We start from the raw sequence: 21,800 nt of genomic DNA, 5'->3' as shown, positions 1-21,800 counted from the left end.
AGAACACCACCGGGCGGTAAATCTACCCACCCGTGAAAGGACGGAGAACATGTCACAGCAGCACGGTGACGGTCACCACGGCTACCCCCACAGAGGGGCTGCCGCTATGCCGACCGCCAAGGACTCCGAGGGGAAGATCCAGGGGCAGGTTCCCGGTGCCCCAGCCGAGGGCGATGACCAGCTTTTCTACACCCTCTACACCGTTTTCGCCAGGGATACTCCGGCCGCTGAAACAGCCACCGGCCCCGAAGCCGCCGACGAACTCAACCGGCTAGTCGATACGCTGGGTCAGAAAGGTGTCACGGTACGCGGCTTCTACGACGTATCTGCCATGCGCAGCGACGCGGACATTATGGTGTGGCTGCACGGTGCCCTGCCCGAAGAGCTCCAGGCGGCTGTGCGGTCTATCCGCCGTACACGGGCATTCAGCGGCACAAAAATAGTGTGGTCAAGCATGGGGGTCCACCGCGATGCTGAGTTCACTTCCGGTCACACCCCCTCATTCGCCAAGGGGATTGCCCCCGAAGCTTGGGTTTGCGTCTACCCCTTTGTGCGCTCCTGGGACTGGTACTACTCCAACCCCGAAAAGCGGCGCGAAATGCTCAAAAACCACGGTATGAAGGGTATTGACTTCCGGGAGGTGCTCCCGAACACCGTCGCCGCCTTCGCCCTCAACGACTACGAGTGGATTATCGCCCTTGAAGCCCCGGAGCTGGTGCTGCTGACCGACCTCATGCGGTCTTTCCGTAACACCGAGGCCCGCCTGCACGTGCGCGAGGAAACCCCCTTCTACACCGGGCGCCGTATCCCCGCCCACGAGGTAGCCGGAGTGCTTGCCTGATGGGTTTCCTTCCCCACGACGTTGTACCGAACCGTACCGACCCGCACAACACCGCCACCAACGGGCCGTCGGTTCTCGACCGGGCAACGATGGGCCACTACCGCGGAGAAACCAGTCTCACCCGCCCCCGCGCAGAGGCACCGGAAGACTACGACCTGGTGATCCTGTCTTCGTTTGGCGGGCCCGAGGGCCAGGACGATGTGATCCCCTTCCTGCGCAACGTGACCGCCGGAAGGGGAATACCCGACGAACGCCTGGAGGAAGTAGCCACCCACTATCGGGCAAACGGTGGGGTATCACCGCTGAACGCACAGAATCGCTCGCTGATGCGGGCACTCCAGGAGGCCCTGGACAGCAGAGGGCCGCACATACCTCTTACCTGGGCAAATCGCAACTGGGAACCCTATGTCACCGACGTGGTGTCCCGCGCCTACCGTGAGGGTGCCCGCAAAATTCTGGTGCTCCCCACCAGCGCCTACCCCGGTTACTCTTCCTGCCGTCAGTATCGCGAAGACTACGGGCTTGCCCTGGAGAAACTGGGGCTGACCGGCAAGCTACAGATTGATAAGGTGCGCCAGCATTTTGATGCGCCCGGCCTCATCGAAGCCTTTGCCGAGGGTCTGGCTGAGGGGCTGGATACGGTGCGGTCGCAGCTGGAGCGGGCCGGGCAGGTGGCGGCCGGCAACGGCATGGTGCGTATCATGTTCTGTACCCACTCGATCCCCACCTCTGCCGCCAATGAGGCGGGCCCGCGCGGGGTCGACTACGAGGGCGGCTCTGCCTACGTCGAAAAACATTTGCAGACAGCCCGCGCCGTACTGGCACGGGTCAAAGAGAACCGGCCGGATCTACTGGCCAAGACCGAATGGGAGCTGGTCTATCAGTCGCGGTCGGGCCCGGAGTCCACACCCTGGCTGGAACCCGATGTCAACGACGCCCTGGATGCGCTTGAGGGGCAGGTGGACGGGGTGGTGCTGGTGCCGCTGGGGTTCATCTCCGATCACATGGAGGTGATCTGGGACCTCGACACCGAGGCCCTGGACACCTGCGCAAGACTGGGTTTAGCCGCCGTGCGCACCCCGACTCCCGGCACCCACCCCGCCTACATCGAGTCGCTGCGCAGCCTCATTGCCGAGCGGGTGTCCACGGCATCGGAGCAGCCGCACCCGCGCGAGGAAAACGCGTGCGCGGGGAAAAGGTGGTTTGACTCCTGCAACCCCGACTGCTGTCTCTCCCGCCAACCGGGCGCACAAAAACCCACCATTGCAACCTACACCGGCGCAGACTACGCCGCAGGAGCCCACCCACAATGATCTATAAGGTAGGAACACGCGGCTCGGCACTGGCCCTGACCCAGACAGCAACCGCGGCACAGCTGGTCGCCGAGGCCGGAGGTTTTGACACCGAACTGGTAAAGATCACCACCGAGGGGGACGTGCTCACCGGCCCGCTCTCGCAGCTGGGCGGTACCGGGGTTTTTGCGGCCACCCTGCGCACCCGCCTCCTCGACGGCACCGTAGACCTCGCCGTGCACTCGCTCAAAGATCTCCCCACCGCCGCCTACCCGGGGCTGACGGTTGCCGGAATCCTCCCCCGGGAAGACCCGCGAGACGCCCTGTGTGCACGGGACGGGCTCACCCTCGACACCCTACCGGAAGGTGCGCGCGTGGGTACGGGGTCCCCCCGGCGGGCAGCCCAGCTCAAAGCGCTGCGACCCGACGTCACCATCGTCGATATTCGCGGCAACGTGGGCACCCGGCTGGCCAGGGTCGCCGGGCTAGAAGATCACGGAGAGGGAAAAAGCCCGCGGGGTGACTGCGACGCGGTGATTTTGGCTCTCTCCGGTCTGAGAAGGCTGGGGCTCACCTCCACTGTCACCGACCGGCTTGACCCCTCACGTATGCTTCCGGCCCCCGGCCAGGGTGCGCTCGCCATCGAGGTCCGCGACAGCGACTGTGCCTCCGGCACGGTGTTAGCCACCGCCCTTGCCTCGGTAGACCACCTCGAAACCCGCCTGGCGGTCACCGCCGAACGTGCCCTTCTCGCCGGTTTGGAAGCCGGCTGCGCTGCACCGGTGGGAGCCTATGCCCGTATTGATGAGAGCAACCTGGTGCTCGAGGCTTTGGCGGCCAACCCCGACGGCTCCGAAACCCTGCGGGCGCGTCTCACCACGGATCAGCTCAGCCCTTCCGCTGCCCGCCAGCTAGGTCTCGACCTGGCCGGTCGCCTGTTGCAGCGCGGTGCTGCCCGGCTGGCCCGGCTGAGCCTCTAACCGGAGCTATCATGACAGAGAATACCGACCGGGGCGGGGGAAACGGGCGTGTACTCATCACCCGGTCGCCAGCTAAAGCCGAGTCTTTTATTCGCCTACTCACGGGGATGACCCCCGGGGTGAGAGTGGATTGTGCGCCGCTGAGACAGGCTGTTTCTTTACCGCCGTCTAAGGGTTGTCTTCTGGACCTCCACCGAAAAAAATATGACTGGGTCACACTGACCAGTGCCAACGGTGTCGCGGCTCTCACCGACTGGGCCCAGCGGGACAGGGCGGGGCTTTCAGACCTTCTTGCCGGTGTCCGGGTCGCCTGCGTGGGTACAGCAACGGCGGCAGCGCTGAAGACTGCCGGGGTGGAGGCTGATTTTATACCGCGGGTTCAGGATGCCAGGCACATGGTAGCCGAGTGGCCAGCGTCGAGGCCCCAGAGTATTCTCTGCCTGCAGGGAGCTAATGCCCGTTCCACCCTTGCGGAAGGACTTAAAGGGCTGGGACACCGGGTGACGATCGAGACCGTCTACACCATGAAGGCATACCCGGCAGATCGGCTGGGAGACCGGGCCCTGAGCCGGCAGGAGGCAAGGCAGAGACTCAGGAGCTATACCGCGGTGGTGGCTACCGCCCCCTCGCTGCTCACCGAACTGTTCACCGATCACACCTCGGATCCGGTTCCCCACTATTTGCCGGATAGCGCGGGTCCGAGGCTGCCCGTTGTGCTGGCTATCGGGGCAAGCACGGCAGCTCGGGCACGGGACCTGGGGCTAAAATACCGGGTATCAGCCAGCCCCGACCCAAGAGACCTTGCCACAGCAGCGCACGAGATACTGACCACCGAGTCAGCGAGCACACCCGGATAAACCCAGCACAAAGGAGACAACCGTGACCGCCCTTCACTTACCCTTCCGCCCGCGCCGATCCCGCACTACCGCGGCTATCCGCTCCCTGGTGGCTGAGACGAGGCTGGACCCTGCCGATCTGATCCAGGTGCTTTTTGTGCGCGACGGTATTGACACCCCGCAGGAGATTACCTCCATGCCGGGCCAGTACCAGCACACTCTCACCTCGGTGCTGGGGCAGGTAGAGAAAGCGATAGAGGCGGGCGTGCGTTGCGTTGACCTCTTCGGTGTGCCCCGCGAGACCGATAAAGACGCTGAGGGTTCTGCCGCCCGACACCCGCAGGGAATACTCAACCGGGCAATCCGGGCTATCCGCACCGAGTACGGTGACAGCGTGGTGATTATGGCGGATACCTGCCTTGACGAATTTACCAGTCACGGTCACTGCGGCCCCGTGACAACGGACCGGCACGGTACAACGGTGGTTGACAACGATGCCGCGGTGGCCGCCTACTGCGCGATGGCGGTGGCGCAAGCCGAGGCCGGCGTGCATACGGTGAGCCCCTCGGGCATGATGGACGGACAGGTGGGGGCTATCCGGGAGGCCCTGGATTCGGCGGGGTTTCAGGACGTATCCATCATGGCCTATTCGGCCAAATACGCCTCGGCCTTTTTCGGGCCTTTTCGCGAGGCGGTGGGCTCCTCTCTTCAGGGAGACCGCAAGATCTACCAGCAGGATCCGGCAAACCGCAGGGAGGGTCTTCTTGAGGCTGCACTGGATATTGACGAGGGCGCAGATTTTGTGATGGTCAAGCCGGCTATGGCCTACCTTGATATTGTGCGGCAGGTTGCCGATATGTCACCGGTTCCGGTAGCTGCCTACCAGGTTTCGGGGGAGTACGCCATGATTGAGGCTGCCGCGGAGAGGGGCTGGGTGGATCGCAAGCAGATGGTGCTTGAGTCTCTGACGGGTATTAAACGTGCCGGTGCCAGCATGATACTCACCTACTATGCCGCTGAAGCTGCCGGATGGCTGAATGAGACCCGACCACCTTTAAACCGCGCAATCTAGGCTTGCGTCGCACCCCCTTTTGATCAAGGATTATCACTATGACCAAAAACCAAGAACTTTTTGCCCGATCCCGAGCCGTCATCCCCGGCGGCGTGAATTCCCCGGTACGCGCGTTTGCCTCGGTGGGGGGCACGCCGGTCTTCATGGAGGACGCATCCGGGCCCTACCTGATAGATGCCGACGGTCAAAAATACGTTGACCTGGTGATGAGCTGGGGCCCCGGCCTGCTGGGGCACAGGGACAGCCGGGTGGTTGAGGCGGTGCACCGGGCGGTAGAGCACGGTCTGACGTTTGGGGCCTCCACCGAGGCCGAGACACTGCTCGCCGAGCTGGTTGTTGAGCGTGTGAACAGGGTGGTTCCGGCGGCTATCGACCAGGTGCGGATGGTCTCCACCGGCACCGAGGCGACCATGACCGCTATCCGGCTGGCACGCGGCTATACCGGCCGAGATAAAATTGTGAAATTTTCCGGTTGCTATCACGGGCACGTGGATTCTCTGCTGTCTGAGGCGGGATCGGGGGTCGCCACCCTTGCCCTGCCTGGCTCTGCCGGGGTAACCGCCGCCACCGCCGCAGAGACCATTGTTCTTGACTACAACGATGCGGCCGCGGTGGCCGCTGTTTTTGAGGAGTATCCCGGTGAGATTGCCGCGGTCATCACCGAGGCCGCACCGGCCAACATGGGGGTGGTGACCCCCGCACCGGGCTTTAACCGGGCCCTGCGCGAAATCACGAGCAAGCACGGTGCACTGCTAATCTTTGACGAGGTACTGACAGGTTTTCGTGTGTCGTCAGCCGGATACTGGGGATACACCGCCGCTGACGAGGGCGGCTGGGTGCCGGATATCTTTACCTTCGGCAAGGTGATGGGCGGCGGTATGCCCATTGCGGCGCTGGGCGGTAAACGGGAACTGATGGAGTATCTGGCACCCACCGGGCCCGTATACCAGGCGGGGACACTCTCGGGTAACCCCGTTTCGTTGGCTGCGGGGATAGCCACCCTTCAAGCCGCTGACGAGGAGGTGTATCGCGGGGTTGATCGTGGCTCGGAATTCTTGCGGGACCGGGTTTCTGCCGCCCTCCGGCAAGCGGGCGTGGACCACTCGATCCAGACCGCAGGAAACCTCTTCTCGGTAGCCTTCGGTACCGCCGAGAACGGTGTGCGCAGCTATGAGGATATCAGGGCATCCGAAACCTACCGTTACGCCCCCTTCTTCCATTCCATGCTGGACTCGGGTGTCTACCTACCGCCCAGCGCCTTTGAAGCCTGGTTCTTATCCTCCACCCATACCGATGAGGTGCTAGAGCGGGTAGCGGCTGCCCTGCCGAAGGCGGCCCGGGCCGCAGCTGCGGCCCAACCCTAGCGTAGGTGGTGGTCGATGTTGAAGTAGCGCACCTTCTGCACGTCGCGGTTGAAAAACCAGTTTTTATCCATGAGGAAGCGCGCGAAGACCAAGCCCATGCCGATGGCTAGAAAAATCAGCAGCGCATCGACCATACCGACGACGGCCTGGCTGAGGGCGCCGTTAGAGAGGTTCGCCATGGACCGGTAAAAGGTGACACCGGGGACCATGGTGACCACGGCGGGCACCGAGAGGGAGATACGCGAGTAGCGGTGCCTGTAGAGCGGGGCAATAATTTCTGCCAGCAGTGCCGCGGTAAAAGCGGCAAGAAAAACAGCTACCTGCGCGGCCAAGCCCGCCTCCGCTGCCGCTATCCGTAGCGGGTTGACCACCGCGGCGATCATCCCCGCCCAGAGGCAGCTGACCGGCATGGCCGAAAAAAGCATGGCAAAACCGTAGGCGGCAATAAAAGAGGAAAAAACTCTCAGCGACACGAGTAGGACCGGATCCAGGTCCTGCTCGGGGGAGACCTGGAGGGGAAGATCAAAGACAAAGGTGAGAACCCAGACTGCCGAGGACGCGCTGACCAGAAGCAGGAGGACATACATGAGCCGGGGAATACCGGCCGAGAAATCAAATCGAGCGAGGTCGAGCATCCCGGTCACCAGCGGAAAACCGGGTACCAGAAAAAGAACGGACGAGATAAAACCCACCATGTGCTCCTGCGAGGCCCAGCCGGCCGTCCACATCAGCGAGATTGCCCCGATATAGAACCCTGCCGAGAGCACACCGCACAAGAACCAGATGGCCAGGTGGTTGACTTCCCTCGTCATCAGGTGTGCCCGCAGAAACTGGCCCAGGGCTGCGGCAACAAACACCACCGTGCACTCGACCACTCCACCGCCGTTGAGGAAGGCGAAAGCACAGCAGGCAAAAGCCGACGCCAGGGTGAGCATCCAGCGGGTGTACAGGTGGGGCAGCGCCTCGATCCGGCTGATCTCCCTCTGCGCCTCACGCGGTGAAATATGGTCGGGAAGGTTGGAGACAAAGTCACTGAGCAGGTCAATGCGGTAGGCGCTGATACCCATAGCGCGCTGCTCACCGATCTCGGTACGAAAATTACCCACCGCGTAGGCGCTGGTGGTGATCTCGGTGAAAGTCACCTGCGAATGATGCTCCTGTAAGCCCACCGCCCGCGCTAGCCGAGCCATTGACTGCTTCACCCGGTAGGCACTGGCACCGGATTTGAGCATGAGCAAACCCAGCTTCATCACCACCGCAGACTGCTCTACCAGACGCTGGTGCTGGGCCCGGGAGGAACCCAGATAGATACTGCCCGTATAGTTGTCCATACCGCTACTCACCGGGTCCCCCTACCGTCCGCCTCGACGGACGGGCCAGGACCCATCAACCGTTTCATTTTTGCCCTGACGGCGCAAATAGTCCTGAAACTCTAGGGCCTGCTCCCGCGCCCACACCACCTGGCTCTCATGCAGACTGGGGGCATCGACAACAAGCTCGGGGTAGCGGGCGGCCATTGCGGTGAGTAGCCGCTCGGCGGCCAGGGCGTCGTCTGTTGATCTGTGGGCGTTGTGCAGACTGACCCGGTATTCGGCGCTGAGCACCTCAAGGGTTCGCTTGCCCTTCCGGTATTTTTCGACGTGCTTGTTGACTACGTAGGGGTCAAGGACCGGGGCGCAGTTAAGCTCGGGGTAGCCGTAGCGGAGCAGCTCGTGGTGGAGCACCGAAAAATCGTAGGAGGCGTTGAAGGCGACCACGGGCACGCCGTCATGAAAGAGCCCGCCCAGCGCTGAGGCCAGGGCATAAACCACCTGCTGGGCATCGTGGCCGTGTTCGCGGGCATATTCGGTGGAGATGCCGTGCACTTGCCGGGCACGCTCGGGGATTTCAATACCCGGGTCTGCCAGCCACTCGCCGGTGCGGATGACTGACCCGTCGGGGTTGACCAGCACCAGGGATGCCGTAACGATACGTGCCTGTGCCGGGTTAATACCGGTGGTTTCCAAATCGAAGGTGGCTCGGGGAAGTTCTGTCCATGCAGTAGCAGTCATGAAAATGACTATATCGCGTGGGGTGACTTCACCATGGGTCGGCAGCAAAAATGCCTAAAATGTCATATCCTCGTGTCACACTGGTACCGACCGTCAACACCGTGAGGGGAGAAAGAATGCCACACAGCCACCGGGGCCGCGTGCGGCTGGTTTTGGGTGCGCCGGGCACCGGTAAAACCCGCACCCTACTGGATACCGCCCTAAATTTTTTAGGGGAGGGGGACCCGGCCCGTCTGCTGGTGCTCACTCCCTCAAGGGCCGGCGCCGGCAGATTTCGTGAGCAGCTGGTGGCAGAAACGGAGGCTACCCTATCGGTTTCTCCCGTGCGCGCCTGGCAGGCTTACGCTTTTGACCTGCTGCGGCGGGGGCATATGGCCGGGCTTCTTCCGGGCCTGGATTTTTCCCCCAAATTGCTCTCGGGCCCCGAACAGGACGTGATGATCACCGAGCTTCTCGCCGGCCATGCCCGGGGGCTCGGCGCGGCGGTCGCCTGGCCGGAATACCTGAGTGAGGCGCTGGGTACCCGGGGGTTTCGTCACGAGGTCCGGGACTTCTTTGACCGCATGGCAGAATATAATCTTTCCGCCGAGCAGGTGAGGGACATGGGGTTGCGCCAGCAGCGGCCAGAGTGGGTGGCGGTGGCGGACCTCTACCGCGAGTACCGCCAGATTCGCCGGTTGCGCATGCCCAACGCTTTTGACCCGGCTGCCCTGATCAACGAGGCGGCGGATTTGCTTGCTCGGCACCCGGATTTTCTTGCCGATGAGCGGGGGCGGCTAGACACGGTACTGATCGATGACATGCAGGAGGCAACCCCCTCGATTTACCGTCTTCTCGACGTGCTCTGTTCCGCACAGAGCTCACGGGTAGTCCCGCCCGCGCTGGTTATCACCGCCTGTACGGATACGGTGGTGCAGGGTTTTCGCGGTGCCCGCCCGGATCTCACCGGCAGTCTGCCCAAAATTTTTCCCGGTCTGGAGCGGGTCCAGTTGGAGGTCTCCCACCGTATGCCTGCCGGTATTGCTCGTGCCTGGGAGGCTGTAGCAGCCAGGCTGCCGCAGGTGGCAGCTGCCGCCCACAGCCGGGATTTAAGCCAGCCTGCCGAACAAGGGCCACCGGCTGAGGTACCCCTGTGGGAGCTGGGTAACGACGGCAGTCTGCTTGACACCGAGAGGTCACAGGATACCGAGGAACAGGTGCTGGGGTTCACCCTGGATTCTGCTCAGCAGGAGGCCAGGCTCTTGGCGCAGATGATCCTCGAAGACCGTCTGTACAGGGGCCGTGCCTTTTCTCGGTCGGTCATTATTGTGCGCAGAGGGGCCACGGTGTCACAGCTGAGCCGGATCCTTGAGGGACAGGGGATTCCGGTCACCACCTCACAAGCGCTGAGGCCGGTGCGTGATGAACCGGCTGTGCGGCCCTTTCTTGACTCTCTAGCCCTCCTGGTGAAAGACCGGGTTCCGGGCCTGGGGATTGACACCGCCCTGGCCCTGCTCACATCGCGACTGGGCGGGGCATCCCCCATGGATATTCGGCGGCTACGGCAGAGCCTACGGGCCCAGGAGCTGCGGGCCGGTGGCCGCCGGGGCAGCGATGAGCTCGTGGTGGAAGCTCTGCTACAGCCGGAGAAGCTGCCGGCGGGCAGAGTATCTGAAGCTGCCCACCGTATCAGCAGGGTACTGGAGGCGGGGAAGAAAGCCCTTCGGGTTCCGGGGGCGACCGCCGAAACCGTGCTCTGGGAACTGTGGAGTGCATCGGGCCTGGCAAAAACATGGAGAGAGCTGGCCCTCCTGGGACAGGCAGCCGGTGAACGGGCCCACCGGGATCTCGACGCCGTGATCGGTCTTTTTGAGGCCGCCGCCAGGTACGTGGATCAGATGCCCGGTGCCACCGCGGAGCAGTTTCTTGACTATATTGATGCCCAAGAGCTACCCATGGATACCCTGACGGAGCGAGCCAGTACCGTTGACGCGGTGGAGATCCTTACCCCGGCGCTTGCCGCTGGCCGCAGCTGGGACACCGTATATATAGCCGGTGTCCAAGACGGTGTCTGGCCCAACACCACCGTGCGCGGCACCCTGCTGGGCAGCCAGGACCTCACCGACATTTTTGAGCTGGGGGCAGAGGCCGGCAGCGGGATAAAGACCCTCGACAGGGTGCGCGAGACACGGTTTGACGAGTTGCGCATGTTCTCCACCGCCGTGTCGAGGGCCCGCCGCAAGCTGGTGGTGACCGCCGTGTCGTCGGCAGAAGAGTTGCCCAGTGAACTGCTGGATACGGTGGCACCTGCGGGTGGGGTGCGCGGTAACACCGCTGTGCGTCGGCCCATGACCCTGCGCGCTATGATTGCCGAGCTTCGCAGGTGGAGCGAAGCCGAAGACACCGACCCTCTGCGGGCCGATGCGGCAGCAAAAATCTTGCACCGCTTCAACGACCCCGAACAGACGGCCGGACTCACGCTACCGGGTGCGGACCCCGATCGGTGGTGGGGTCTCTTGCCGCTGTCCTCCACGGAAGCGACTTTTGATGAGCGTGCCGTTGTGCCGGTGTCGCCCTCACAGGTGGAGACAATACACCGATCCCCGCTTGACTGGTTTGTTTCCGCTGCTCGGGCAGAGGAGGCCACCGATTTGGCGCGCTCTATTGGAAACCTTGTACACGAGCTAGCCGAAGACATGCCCGACTGGGACGCGCAGACGGTGAGCGACTCGGAGTCTTTTAGGACGCACATCGTGCGAGAGCTAAGGAACCGTTTTGACCGGCTGGGACTGGCCGACACCTGGGAAACACGGGTGGTCTACGAACGCGCCGAGAAAATGATACTCAAGTTTGTTGACTATGTGGCTGATTTGCACACCGATGCTCGGCGCGAACTGGTGGGGGTTGAGGGGGCTTTCAGCGTCCATATTGCTGGCCCGCACCGCGAGGCTTTGCTACAGGGTCGTGTTGACCGGCTGGAACGTGACCTTGAAAATCATAAGTACGTGATTGTTGACCTTAAAACGGGTAAGAGCGCCCCGGCCCAAAAAGAGCTCGCCGAGCACCCGCAACTTGCCGCCTACCAGATTGCCCTGGAAGCCGGCGCCGGGCAGGTCATGGCAGAGAACACCGGCGAGGATTACCGGCAACGAGGGGAGCAGCAGACCCTCAGGTTCGAGGGCCTACACGAAGAATCGGGTGGCGCCTACCTTGTGCAGATCGGTAAAGACACCAAAAAATACGGTGCCCAGGAGCAGCCTGCGCTCTCTACCGACGCGCAGTGGGCGGTGGACCTCATTAACAGGGCCGCCGATCTCATCGCCGTCCGCCACCTGCAGGCCCGCCACGACTCGTCCAGCGGTAGTAAGTACGGCAGAAGCTGCCGGCTGCCGGAGATCTGCCCGCTGTGCGCACGCGGGCGGCAGGTGACCCAGGGCTAGAGGAGAAGGAAAGAGCATGGACTATACGTATTCGCCCGAAGAAATTGCTGCTGCTCTTCGGAGGCCCGCGCCCACGCCCGAGCAGTCCGCCATTATTTCCTCGCCGCTTTCCCCGCGTCTGGTGGTGGCGGGGGCGGGATCGGGTAAAACCGCAACCATGGTTGACCGCGTGGTTTTTCTGGTGGCCAACGGCCTTGTGCGGGCAGATCAGGTATTGGGGGTGACCTTCACCCGCAAAGCGGCCGGTGAGCTGCGTGAGCGTATGCGTATGCGCCTCGAGGAGCTGCGCAGGTTGGGAATGATGGAACACGGCGAGCCCGACGAGGTTGCGGTGCCGGTGGGCGACCCGGAGGTTTCCACCTACCATTCCTACGCACAAAACCTGGTGGCTAACTACGGGTTGCGTCTGGGGTTTGAGCAGGATACGCAGATGCTCGGTGGCGCCCAGTCCTGGCAGCTGGTAGCCCAGCTGGTGGAACAGGTTGATCCCCGGCTGCTACCGCCTGAACCGCAGTCCAAGCAGACCATGATTTCCGGTGTGCTCAAACTGGGCTCCGAATGCGCCGAGCATCTGGTGGAGCCGCAGCAGCTCATCGACTGGTGCAGTGACCGGCTGGATCATCTTGGCCGTCTCAAGCTGGTTGGAAAAAATAAGGGGGCCGAACGCGACAAACTGTGCCGAAAGCTGCATGACCGTATCTTCTACGCCCGGCTGGTGCAGATGTACACGGATATTAAACAGGGTATGCAGGTGATGGACTACGGTGACCTTATCCGTGTAGCGGCCCGGATAGCCCGCGAGGTTCCGCTGGCGGCAGAGGTTGAGCGTGACCGCTACCGGGTGGTGCTCCTCGACGAGTTTCAGGATACCTCGCATGCGCAGATGCGGCTTTTTTCCGATCTTTTCGGCTCCCGCGCCGGAGGGATAGGGCACCCGGTGATGGCGGTGGGGGATCCCAAGCAGTCTATTTACGGGTTCCGAGGGGCATCGGACGGGCAGCTTTTCAGCTTTTACGACTATTTCCCCACAGCAGATCGACAAGTGAGCTACCTTACGGTTGCCTGGCGCAACGATACCGCGGTGCTCGATGCAGCCAACACCATTGCTGCCCCCCTCAAAGAGCGGGCAGACTGGGTGCGTTCGACCAGCCGCGTGCAGGTACCCGACCTGCGCCCCCGCCCGGAGCCCGGCCCCGGCGAGGTACTGCTGGCCCGCTACCATACGGATACCGACGAGGCGGCTGCGCTTGCCGAACAGATTGTTCAGCAGCGACAAAAATTCGTGCATGAGCCGCCGGAGAAGATGCCCACCATGGCGGTGCTCTGTAAGAAGCGGTCTCAGATGGAGCCGATTGCACGCGCTCTGGAAAGTCGGGGGGTCCCCTACCAGATAGTGGGTTTGGGCGGCCTGCTGGACACCCCCGAAGTGGTTGATATGGTTTCTATTTTGCGGGTGCTGGCTGACCCGGCCCGCTCTGACGCCCTGATGCGGCTGATGGCGGGCGCCCGCTGGCGGATTGGCGTTTCTGATCTGCTTGCCTTCTCGGATTGGGCTGTACACCTGGAGCGGCAGCGTAGCGAGTCGATCCGCCTCGGTATCCGTGAAAATCTTCATGAGCCGGCAGATGAGGAGACGACTCGCGAGCGGGTGCGGCGAATGCAGCGCGAGACCGTTCTTGACTCGGTAGATTCGGCCTCACTGATCGAGGCGCTCGAGGAGCTGCCGCGGCCCGGCTGGGTATCGGTGAAGGGGCGCTCTCTCACCGATGAGGGGCTGGCACGCCTGGGTCGGCTTGCGGACGAGCTGAGAGAGTTGAGGCAGCTGATGGCCGAGGACCTCTCCACCCTGCTCTATGCTATCGAGCAGAAAATTATGCTCGATATTGAGCTTGCTGCCCGCCCCGGTGTTTCCCCCGATACTGCCCGGCGTAATATTGATGCTTTCCACGACGCGGCTGCAACCTACTCGCTTTCGGCACCGAGAATGGGTGCGGCGCTTTCTGCCAGCGCCGCACTGGCAGGCGCTGGCAGGGGGGAGAGCGGAGAAGAGACTGCTGAGGCGGTTTTTTCACTTGCTTCCGGCAACTTAGTGGGTAATGTGAACGGTTTTCTTGCCTGGCTCGATGCGGCCGCTGCGGAGGAAGCGGGCCTGGAGATGGCGGTGGATGAGCCGCGTCGTGACCTGGTGCAGATCCTCACCGTGCATGCTTCCAAGGGCCTGGAGTGGGACTGCGTGTATATTCCGGGGATGAATCGGGGAGATTTTCCTATCACCGATGATCCGCGGTGGAGCCAGAATTCCGATACCCTGCCCTGGCCCCTGCGCGGCGACAGAAACTACCTGCCCGGATGGCGGGACGACCTTGAGGATGTCCAGGAGCTGAAGGAGACGCTTGAGACGATGAAAATGCAGGCGGCGGAGCACCGTTTAGCTGAGGAGCGTAGACTCGCCTACGTGGGTTTCACCCGTGCCCGCCGCCTGCTGGTGCTCACCGGTTCTCTATGGCAGGGAACCAAAGCTAAACCTGCGGGAGCCTCAGAATTTTGGGAGCAGCTGCGGGGGAGCCCGTCGGCCAAAGAACTGTATGTGTATCCCGAGGACCGGGCGGAGACAGAGAACCCACAGTCTGCCTCTATCACCACTGCCCTGTGGCCCTTTGACCCCATTGACGGGCCCCGGGTTTTTGAGTGGGCTTCCCAAGAGGAGCTCAATGCCGCCCACGACGCGGGTTTTTTCCGCCGGCTCGGGGGAGAGAGGCAGGCAGCAGAGAGGGACAGGAGCCGCCAGCCTTCTCGGCGGGCGCGAATGGAGCGGGCGGCAGCCAACGTGCGGCGCGGGGGCCTGGAGGTTGCAGCTGGCAAAGAGTCTGCCACCGGTCTGCAGCCGGTCACCGGGGAGGGGCTCCCGGTGGTCGAGGACTGGTACCGGGAGGCGGATCTTTTGTTGACTATCCTGCGGGAACCGGCGGGGAGAAAGACTTTCGATTTCCCCTCCCACCTGACCGCCTCTGACCTGGTGAATCTTGCCAGCGATACCGGGGCGGTGGTTGACCAGATGGTTCGACCCATGCCGCAGAAGCCAACCATAGCCGCCCGGCAGGGGGATATTTTCCACACCTGGGTGCAGTCCCGTTTTGAGCGGGCGGCAATGCTGGACCTCTTCGAGGATGACTATGCCGATAGCGACCTCGAACAGGAGCTGGATCTACCCCGGTTGAAGGAGAACTTTCTTGCTAGTCGCTGGGCAAACCTGCAGCCCTGGGCGGTGGAGTACCCCCTGGAGACGCCCCTGGGCTCGGTGTCTGTGCGCGGAAGAATCGACGCCGTCTACCGCGGTGTGGGGGAGGACGGTGAGCAGACCTGGGAGCTGGTTGACTGGAAAACGGGTGCCGTGCCAACGGGTCAGGCGCAGCGCCGGCAGAAGTCTGTGCAACTGGCGCTTTATCGGCTGGGTTTTGCCCGCCTACAGAACATTCCCGTGGACCGGGTGAAAGCCACGTTCTACTATGTGGCCGACGACGTGCAGTGGAGCCCCCACGAGCTATACGGTGAGCGGGAGCTGGTGAATCTGGTTCAGCGGGCGGTGAAGGAAGCGCAAAGACGCGCCTAGGACGGGTCCAGGTGGGATTCCTCGAGTTCTACGGTGGCACGCAGATCTTTTTCCAGGGTTTTGAGCATGTCTACCGCCTCGGACACCATCTCGTGGTCCTGTAGTTCGATCCCTCGGACCAGCCACTGGGCGAGGGCGAATTCGGCATAGAGGTTAGCGCGCACCACCAGCGAGGAGTCGGGTAGCTGGGGCATCTGCTGAGCGTATGCCTGTACCACCCTGTCCGTGAAGCTCTGGTCCTGGCAGGCTAGCAGCCAGGAGAAGTCGGTGGCGGGGTCTCCCACACAGACATCAGACCAGCCGGTTACCGCGGTGATCTTCTGCCGGTTGAGTACCAGGTTGTCTTCGCTGAGGTCTCCGTGGATGACACGCGGCCGGAATTCCCACAGGGAGTCGTCGTTCAGTTGGTTCCTCCAGCGCTGTAGTAGGCTGGCGGGAACCCTGCCGGTTTCGGTGGCCCGGTCCAGGTCGCTCAGTATGCGGGCGCGCACCTGCTCGGCGGTGTAGACGGGTAGGTCTGCCTCGTCGATGATGGTTTCGGGTAGCACATGGATAGTGGCGATCATGTGCCCCAGGGTGTCGGTGAGATTGTCGGTGCCGTCGGTACTGGTGGCGAGCTCGGCGAGTTCGTCGATGTCGTAGTGGGATCCGGGAATGTGGGTGTAAATGAAGGTTTGCCTGCCGTCGGTGGGAACGGAACCTACGACGGTGGGAACAAGAAAGGGTAGGCGTGCGCGCAGGCCAGCGGAAAAGGATTGCAGGATAACGTGTTCAGCTTCAAGGCGTACGCTGGCTTCCGGGTGTTTGGGGTAGCGTACACGCCAGCGTTTATTGGTGGAGTCTGTGATAATGGCGGAGTCGAAGTCAACGGTGTCATCTGCTGAGGGCAGTGCGGCCACCGGGTAGAGCCCGGGCACTGCGGCTGAGAGGATGGCGGCAAGCTGAAGCGGTGTAACGGTCACAAGACTAGGGTACAAGAGATGGGGCCGGAGAATGAACCGGGATATGCGGTGTGTGCGGTGCGGGACCGCATGCGTGGGGCTTCTTGCCCCGACTGTGGGGGTAGTCTAGAGGGGATTGAGTTTTTGTGTTTGCTGTCAGGAGCCCTATGTCTTCTCTCCCCGTGACCGGTGATACGTTTGAGGCGGATAGTGCACAGGCGCCGGTGCCGAGTCCCGAGAAAATTTTAGCGGGTCTGGATCCCGAGCAGCGTCGCGTAGCTACTGAACTTTCGGGCCCCATGTGTGTGCTGGCGGGTGCGGGTACCGGTAAGACGAGGGCGATCACCCACCGGATAGCCTACGGTATCGCGACGGGCAGGTATGTGCCCCAGCAGGTGCTGGCCCTGACCTTTACCACCCGCGCCGCCGATGAAATGAGAGTGAGATTACGCTCCCTGGGCGCCCCGGGAGTGCAGGCGAGGACTTTCCACTCGGCGGCGCTCAGACAGCTGAAATACTTTTGGCCGCAGGCGGTGGGGGGGACTTCTCCGCAGATTGTTCCGCATAAGGGGCAGCTGATTGCCGAGGCGGCCAACCGTTTGCGTATTACCACGGATAGGGCCACCGTGCGGGACCTTGCGGCGGAGATTGAGTGGGCCAAGGTTAACATGCTCACCCCGGATACGCTCCAGAAACATCTGGGGCAGCGGCAGCTTCCCGCCGACATGAGCGAGCTCAATATGACCAGGCTTTTCCGGGCCTATGAGGACCTCAAGGATGAGCGGAACATTATTGATTTTGAAGATGTTTTGCTGCTCACCGTGGGGGTGCTCGAAGACGATGATCGTGTGGCGGCAGCCGTGCGTAGGCAGTACCGGCATTTTGTGGTTGACGAGTACCAGGATGTCTCCCCCCTGCAGCAGCGTCTTCTGGACGCCTGGCTGGGGGGCAGGGATGAGCTGTGCGTGGTGGGTGACGCCTCGCAGACCATCTATTCTTTTACGGGTGCCTCCAGCCGGTATCTGCTGGATTTTCCCCGACGCTATGAGGATGCAACGGTGGTGAAGCTTGTGCGAGACTACCGGTCAACCCGGCAGGTGGTTGCCCTGGCCAATACTCTTTTGCGGGAGCGTAAACCGGCACCCGACTCTACCGCCGGTTCTTGGGCAGCCCCCCTACAGTTGCGGGCGCAGGCTGGCAGCGGGCCCGAAGCCCGGTGGTTTGAGTATGCCGATGATGAGAAGGAGGCCGCCGGTATTGTCGAGGATATTCGAGATCTCATCGATCACGAGGGTGTACGGCCTTCAGAGATAGCAGTGCTTTTTCGTACTAACGGGCAGTCGGCGGCTATCGAGCAGGCTTTGACCGAGGCGGGGATTGCCTATGGGCTGCGCGGTGTCGAGCAGTTTTTTAGCCGGGCTGAGGTGCGTAATGCGCTGCTTCAGTTGCGTTCGGCGGCGCGGTCTAGCGGCCAGGAGCCGGTGCCGGAGGCGACTCGGGCGGTACTCAGTTCTCTGGGGTATACGGAGCGGGGGCCGAGCAGCTCGGGTGCGGTGAGGGCGAAATGGGAGTCGCTGGCTGCCCTGGTGTCTATGGCCGATAGTTTACAGGCCGAGCGCGATGACCAGCGTGCCAGAGCGAAAGAAAACGGTGCGGAACAGCTGCCCGCACCATTGTCGATGCAGGAGTTTGTGGGCCACCTGGCGCAGCGTATGGCCCAGCAGGATCCACCGGTGCTGAACGGGGTGACCCTGGCTTCACTTCACTCGGCCAAGGGGCTGGAGTGGGAGGCTGTTTTTCTGGCCGGTCTTTCCGAGGGGTTGATGCCCATCTCTTTTGCCCGCACCGGTGACGAGGTCGATGAGGAGCGGCGTCTTCTCTATGTGGGGATCACCCGTGCCCGCCGCTATCTTTCCCTCAGCTGGTCTCTATCGCGTACCCCAGGTGGCCGCCCCAACCGCAGTATCTCCCGTTTTCTGGCCGCTATAGCACCCAAAAACTAGCGGGAGGTTATTTTCTATGGCTGATTCTGCCTCGCCGCGGTCCCGAACAGAGATTATTGCCGCAACCGGTAGCCGGCCCGAGGTGATACTGGTGCGTTCGGCACGGCGAACAAAAACGGTGAGCGCCCGTATGGAGGAGGACGGCAGGATCCGTCTGATGGTACCGGCCTCCACCACGGATCGGCAGGCCCACGAATACGTGCGGCAGCTATTACCGAAGATCCTGCACAGGCAGCAGCGTAGGAGCAAGCAACAGCGGCACTTTGCCTCCGATGACTACCTGGTATCTCGCGCCAGATACCTGGTGGAGAATTACCTGCCGGGCCTTGACCTACCCGGGTCTATCCGGTGGGTTGAAAACCAGCGGGAACGCTGGGGCTCGGCAACCCCGGCGCGGGGCAGCGTCCGGCTGTCACACGTACTCCGGGGTGCCCCGGAGTACGTGGTTGATTTTGTGCTTTACCACGAGCTGTGCCATTTTGTGGAGCTCAATCACACGCACAGGTTCCGTGCCCTGGAGGACCGCTACCCGCGCAAACTTGAAGCTGAAGCATTTTTGGAGGGCCTGACCTTTGCCCGGAACGGAGCCGGCGGGGGTAGAGAGCCCGGCCGGTCCGGGCTTTAGTCGGTGTGGTCCTCGTTCTGCCCGTCAGCGTCAGTGTCCGGCTTCTCACCGGTATCCTGGTCGGTGCTGTCACGGTGCGAATTGTAGCCACCGGAGAGGAGTTTCTCTAGGGCAGCATCGAACTCGTCATCGCTGGCGTCAAAGATTTCTACGCGCTGGTTGTAGGAGTCGATGTTGCTGATCTCTTCGGCGGTGGGGAGGGTTTCGGGTGCCGCCCAGAGAGCGTCGCGGCTTTCGATACCGTGTTCTGTGCCGTAGGTGCGCCAGAATGCGGCAGCTTCACGGTTGAGCTTTGGCTTCAGTTCTAGCCCGACTAGCGAGGCAAAAAAATGTTCTGCGGGTCCGCCGTCGGCGTGGCGGCGGTTCATGGTTTCGGCCAGCTGGGCCGCCATGGGAAGGTTGCCGGTTGCCTGCTCTGTCACCACGGTGACCCATCCCTCTACCAGGGCGAGCAGGGTTTCTAGGCGGGACAGCGCCAGCTGCTGGTCTTCGGTGTTGTCCGGGGTGAGCAGGTTGAGGCTGAGGGCGTCCTGGATAGCCTGGGGGTCTGTGGGGTCTATATCTTGGGCGGCATCCTGGATACGCTCGATATTAATATTGATTCCGCGGGCGTACCGTTTGATCAGTTCGAGGATGTCGTCGCGTAACCAGCTGTTGGTGCGGTAGAGCCGCACCATGGCCGCCTCCCGCACCGCCAGGTAGAGCATCACCTCTTGGGCGGGGATTTCGAGGCCCTCACCGAAGTCGGTGACGCCCTGAAAGACCAGGGCGGAACGGTCTTCGGCCAGGGGTATACCGATATCGGTCGATGAGACCACGCCGTGGGCAAGCTGGGAGACCGAGTGTCCCACTATCATGCCGAAGATCATGGAGCCGACTCCCGCGAACAGGTTGTCTTGTCCTCCCAGCAGAGACTTCATCTCTTCGGGTAGTTGTGAATCCATGGAGGAGCTCATGGCCTGGGACATGGACTCGGCTACCGGTCCGGCGATTTCTTGAATGACGCTAAAAGTGTTGTGCACGAACTCTAACCTGGACCATGCCTCTGTGGGGTAGTCGGGGCGGCTAAAGCTGGTGACGGGGTCTAGCCAGAGATCTGCCAGCTGGGTGGCATCGGCCACCGCAGATTTTTGGTTTTGTGTGGCGGTGGGGCTGCTCTTGGCGTTGATGAGTGCCTGGACAGCCTGCTGGCGGGCAAAAGCCCAGTTGACGGGGGAGTCAGAGTTCTGGGATCTGACGATAGCGTTCATGGAGTTGAAGAAGCCCGAGAACATGACGGGGTCAATGTCAATCCCCATTCTTTGTAGCTCTGCGGGGTCGATGTTCATGAATGAGGGGTGGAGGTTTCCGGTATCGTCGAGCTCGAAACCGTTTTCTGCGAGCTTTTTAAACAGCTCTTCAAAGGGGTCTCTACCCATGCCCTCATCGTTATTTTCTGCCAAAGTTTCCTCCCTGGACACGCTTTGGTTTGCGAAAGATACAATCAAAATACAGGTTACCGAAGCGCGAGCTGGTGCGGGGTGCTTTTAGCCGTGAGCTGTAAATTCCGGGTTTATTTTGAGAAGGGTCAAACCCCGTTGTGCGGGGAAGGGCCCCGTGCTATCCGGTACTCTTGTGAGAATGAGCTCTGAATCAGAAGTTGCTGCCGCGGATTCGCCCCGTTCATCCCATGCTGTGCGCCGCCGTCCGCGTCTACCGAATCTGCGTAGCGTGTGCGGGTGGGCTACGGCCGCGTTGCTTGCCGGTGTAGCGGTGGTCCCGGTCAATTTTGTGACCGAGGAGCCCGGGCCGACCTTCAACACTATCGGTGAGCACAGGGGGAAGCAGCTGATCTCCATCGAGGGACGACAGAGCTATCCGGTGACCGGTGAGCTTGACCTGACCACGGTGTCTGTGGCCGGTGGCCCCAACACCACCATTGGTGCCCTGCAAACACTGGCCACATGGCTGGCCCCGAACACGGTAGTTCTGCCTGCCGACCTCGTGTACGGCCCCACGGTAACGAGTGAGCAGGTTACAGCCCAGGACACGGCGGATATGGTTAACTCGCAGGAGGCGGCCCAGGCGGCAGCGCTGAACTATCTGGGTATCGATTATGACGAGGAGCTGAAGGTCGCCGGTTTAGCCGAGGGTAGCCCCGGTGCCGGAAGTCTGCGGGAGGGTGACCGGCTGGTGTCCCTGGGCGGTACCGAGCTACAGCACTACGAGCAGATAGCCGATATTCTCGACCGAAACGGGGGGACACCCGTGGAGGTGACGGTTGAGCGAGACGGCGACCGGCTAAGTTTTGAGGTCACTCCCAGCTACAGCGACGAGTCCGGCCACTACGTGCTGGGGCTTTATCTCAACCGCAGCTACACTTTTCCGTTGACCGTCGAATACGGGCTTGAATCGGTGGGCGGCCCCAGTGCGGGCATGATGTTTTCCCTGGGGATTATCGATGAGCTGACGGAAGAGAACATGACAGGCGGTCAGCATTTTGCAGGTACGGGTACCATCTCCCCGGCCGGTGAGGTGGGGCCGATTGGCGGTATCGAACAGAAGATGGTGGGGGCTGTGGAGTCGGGGGCCACGGTTTTTCTGGCGCCGGCGGAGAACTGTTCACGTGTGGTGGGTAATGTGCCCGAGGGGCTGTCGGTGGTGAGGGTGTCTACCTTGGACGAGGCGGTGAAGGCCGTCACCGAGATCGGTGCCGGAGCCGATCCGTCCGATTTTCCCACCTGCACCACCGACTAGTTTTCGGTAGCACAGGTGGGCGTGACGCTG

The 21,800-nt window shown here is 62.1% G+C and carries 15 protein-coding genes; 11 read left to right on the top strand and 4 right to left on the bottom strand.

Features of this window, described 5'->3' with window-relative positions; translation table 11 throughout:
• The first annotated feature begins 49 nt into the window (after window positions 1-49).
• From hemQ to hemL, 6 genes are read left to right on the top strand one after another with little or no spacing between them, the layout of a single operon-like run.
• Window positions 50-841: a hydrogen peroxide-dependent heme synthase gene (gene hemQ / locus ACS1BR_RS02790; RefSeq protein ID WP_463559958.1), complete on the top strand. Its 792-nt coding sequence runs from the start codon at window positions 50-52 to the stop codon at window positions 839-841.
• Window positions 841-2,154, top strand: a complete 1,314-nt coding sequence (locus tag ACS1BR_RS02785) for a ferrochelatase (RefSeq protein WP_463559957.1) — start codon at window positions 841-843, stop codon at window positions 2,152-2,154. The genes hemQ and ACS1BR_RS02785 overlap by 1 nt, the downstream gene beginning before the upstream one ends.
• Complete coding sequence (gene hemC, locus ACS1BR_RS02780; protein WP_463559956.1) at window positions 2,151-3,113, top strand: hydroxymethylbilane synthase; 963 nt, start codon at window positions 2,151-2,153, stop codon at window positions 3,111-3,113. Before ACS1BR_RS02785 ends, hemC begins: the two co-directional genes overlap by 4 nt.
• Window positions 3,114-3,124: 11 nt before the next feature.
• Window positions 3,125-3,970 carry a uroporphyrinogen-III synthase gene (locus ACS1BR_RS02775; protein WP_463559955.1) on the top strand — a complete coding sequence of 282 codons (846 nt, stop codon included), beginning with the start codon at window positions 3,125-3,127 and terminating at the stop codon, window positions 3,968-3,970.
• 22 nt (window positions 3,971-3,992) lie between these two features.
• On the top strand, window positions 3,993-5,021 hold the full coding sequence (gene hemB / locus ACS1BR_RS02770; RefSeq protein WP_463559954.1) for a porphobilinogen synthase: 1,029 nt from the start codon (window positions 3,993-3,995) through the stop codon (window positions 5,019-5,021).
• Between the two features lie 38 nt (window positions 5,022-5,059).
• The gene (hemL, locus tag ACS1BR_RS02765; protein ID WP_463559953.1) at window positions 5,060-6,385 is read left to right on the top strand and encodes a glutamate-1-semialdehyde 2,1-aminomutase; all 1,326 of its coding nucleotides are present in this window, start codon (window positions 5,060-5,062) and stop codon (window positions 6,383-6,385) included.
• Here the strand turns inward: hemL and ACS1BR_RS02760 are convergent.
• Together ACS1BR_RS02760 and ACS1BR_RS02755 are read right to left on the bottom strand one after the other, a co-directional pair.
• A complete protein-coding gene (locus ACS1BR_RS02760; RefSeq protein WP_463559952.1) occupies window positions 6,382-7,716 on the bottom strand; it encodes a threonine/serine exporter family protein in 1,335 nt (444 codons plus the stop codon). The genes hemL and ACS1BR_RS02760 overlap by 4 nt on opposite strands.
• A gap of 21 nt (window positions 7,717-7,737) precedes the next feature.
• Entirely contained in the window at window positions 7,738-8,436 is a 699-nt protein-coding gene (locus tag ACS1BR_RS02755; protein WP_463559951.1) for an exonuclease domain-containing protein, read from the bottom strand.
• Window positions 8,437-8,552: 116 nt separating this feature from the next.
• On the opposite strand from ACS1BR_RS02755, the gene ACS1BR_RS02750 reads away from it, so the two are divergent.
• Both ACS1BR_RS02750 and ACS1BR_RS02745 read left to right on the top strand, forming a co-directional pair.
• Window positions 8,553-11,855, top strand: coding sequence for an ATP-dependent helicase (locus tag ACS1BR_RS02750; RefSeq protein WP_463559950.1), 3,303 nt, complete (start codon window positions 8,553-8,555; stop codon window positions 11,853-11,855).
• A gap of 16 nt (window positions 11,856-11,871) precedes the next feature.
• Window positions 11,872-15,465, top strand: a complete 3,594-nt coding sequence (locus ACS1BR_RS02745) for a UvrD-helicase domain-containing protein (RefSeq protein ID WP_463559949.1) — start codon at window positions 11,872-11,874, stop codon at window positions 15,463-15,465.
• Here the strand turns inward: ACS1BR_RS02745 and ACS1BR_RS02740 are convergent.
• Window positions 15,462-16,427 (bottom strand): macrolide 2'-phosphotransferase, encoded by a 966-nt coding sequence (locus ACS1BR_RS02740; RefSeq protein WP_463559948.1) that lies wholly within the window; start codon window positions 16,425-16,427, stop codon window positions 15,462-15,464. The two genes, ACS1BR_RS02745 and ACS1BR_RS02740, sit on opposite strands and share 4 nt — an antisense overlap.
• A gap of 146 nt (window positions 16,428-16,573) precedes the next feature.
• Between ACS1BR_RS02740 and ACS1BR_RS02735 the strand changes: the two genes are divergently transcribed.
• Both ACS1BR_RS02735 and ACS1BR_RS02730 read left to right on the top strand, forming a co-directional pair.
• A complete protein-coding gene (locus tag ACS1BR_RS02735; protein ID WP_463559947.1) occupies window positions 16,574-18,409 on the top strand; it encodes an ATP-dependent helicase in 1,836 nt (611 codons plus the stop codon).
• Window positions 18,410-18,425: 16 nt separating this feature from the next.
• On the top strand, window positions 18,426-19,034 hold the full coding sequence (locus ACS1BR_RS02730; protein ID WP_463559946.1) for a YgjP-like metallopeptidase domain-containing protein: 609 nt from the start codon (window positions 18,426-18,428) through the stop codon (window positions 19,032-19,034).
• Here ACS1BR_RS02730 and ACS1BR_RS02725 read toward each other — a convergent pair.
• A complete protein-coding gene (locus ACS1BR_RS02725) occupies window positions 19,031-20,476 on the bottom strand; it encodes a zinc-dependent metalloprotease (protein ID WP_463559945.1) in 1,446 nt (481 codons plus the stop codon). The two genes, ACS1BR_RS02730 and ACS1BR_RS02725, sit on opposite strands and share 4 nt — an antisense overlap.
• Before the next feature lie 178 nt (window positions 20,477-20,654).
• On the opposite strand from ACS1BR_RS02725, the gene ACS1BR_RS02720 reads away from it, so the two are divergent.
• On the top strand, window positions 20,655-21,770 hold the full coding sequence (locus tag ACS1BR_RS02720; RefSeq protein WP_463559944.1) for a YlbL family protein: 1,116 nt from the start codon (window positions 20,655-20,657) through the stop codon (window positions 21,768-21,770).
• The last annotated feature ends 30 nt before the right edge of the window (window positions 21,771-21,800 follow it).

Source organism: Rothia sp. 18CD1-1 (assembly GCF_055285355.1).
Note: the sequence above shows the minus strand (reverse complement) of the source record. Positions and strands in the feature narration are given on the sequence as shown.

Bases quoted from the DNA above. Each gene is read 5' to 3' on its own strand.
- ACS1BR_RS02730 (WP_463559946.1), top strand. From the start codon at position 18,426: ATGGCTGATTCTGCCTCGCCGCGGTCCCGAACAGAGATTATTGCCGCA.
- ACS1BR_RS02755 (WP_463559951.1), bottom strand. From the start codon at position 8,436: ATGACTGCTACTGCATGGACAGAACTTCCCCGAGCCACCTTCGATTTG.
- ACS1BR_RS02775 (WP_463559955.1), top strand. From the start codon at position 3,125: ATGACAGAGAATACCGACCGGGGCGGGGGAAACGGGCGTGTACTCATC.
- ACS1BR_RS02720 (WP_463559944.1), top strand. From the start codon at position 20,655: ATGAGCTCTGAATCAGAAGTTGCTGCCGCGGATTCGCCCCGTTCATCC.
- hemC (WP_463559956.1), top strand. From the start codon at position 2,151: ATGATCTATAAGGTAGGAACACGCGGCTCGGCACTGGCCCTGACCCAG.
- ACS1BR_RS02785 (WP_463559957.1), top strand. From the start codon at position 841: ATGGGTTTCCTTCCCCACGACGTTGTACCGAACCGTACCGACCCGCAC.
- ACS1BR_RS02745 (WP_463559949.1), top strand. From the start codon at position 11,872: ATGGACTATACGTATTCGCCCGAAGAAATTGCTGCTGCTCTTCGGAGG.
- hemL (WP_463559953.1), top strand. From the start codon at position 5,060: ATGACCAAAAACCAAGAACTTTTTGCCCGATCCCGAGCCGTCATCCCC.
- ACS1BR_RS02760 (WP_463559952.1), bottom strand. From the start codon at position 7,716: ATGGACAACTATACGGGCAGTATCTATCTGGGTTCCTCCCGGGCCCAG.
- ACS1BR_RS02735 (WP_463559947.1), top strand. From the start codon at position 16,574: ATGTCTTCTCTCCCCGTGACCGGTGATACGTTTGAGGCGGATAGTGCA.
- hemQ (WP_463559958.1), top strand. From the start codon at position 50: ATGTCACAGCAGCACGGTGACGGTCACCACGGCTACCCCCACAGAGGG.
- ACS1BR_RS02750 (WP_463559950.1), top strand. From the start codon at position 8,553: ATGCCACACAGCCACCGGGGCCGCGTGCGGCTGGTTTTGGGTGCGCCG.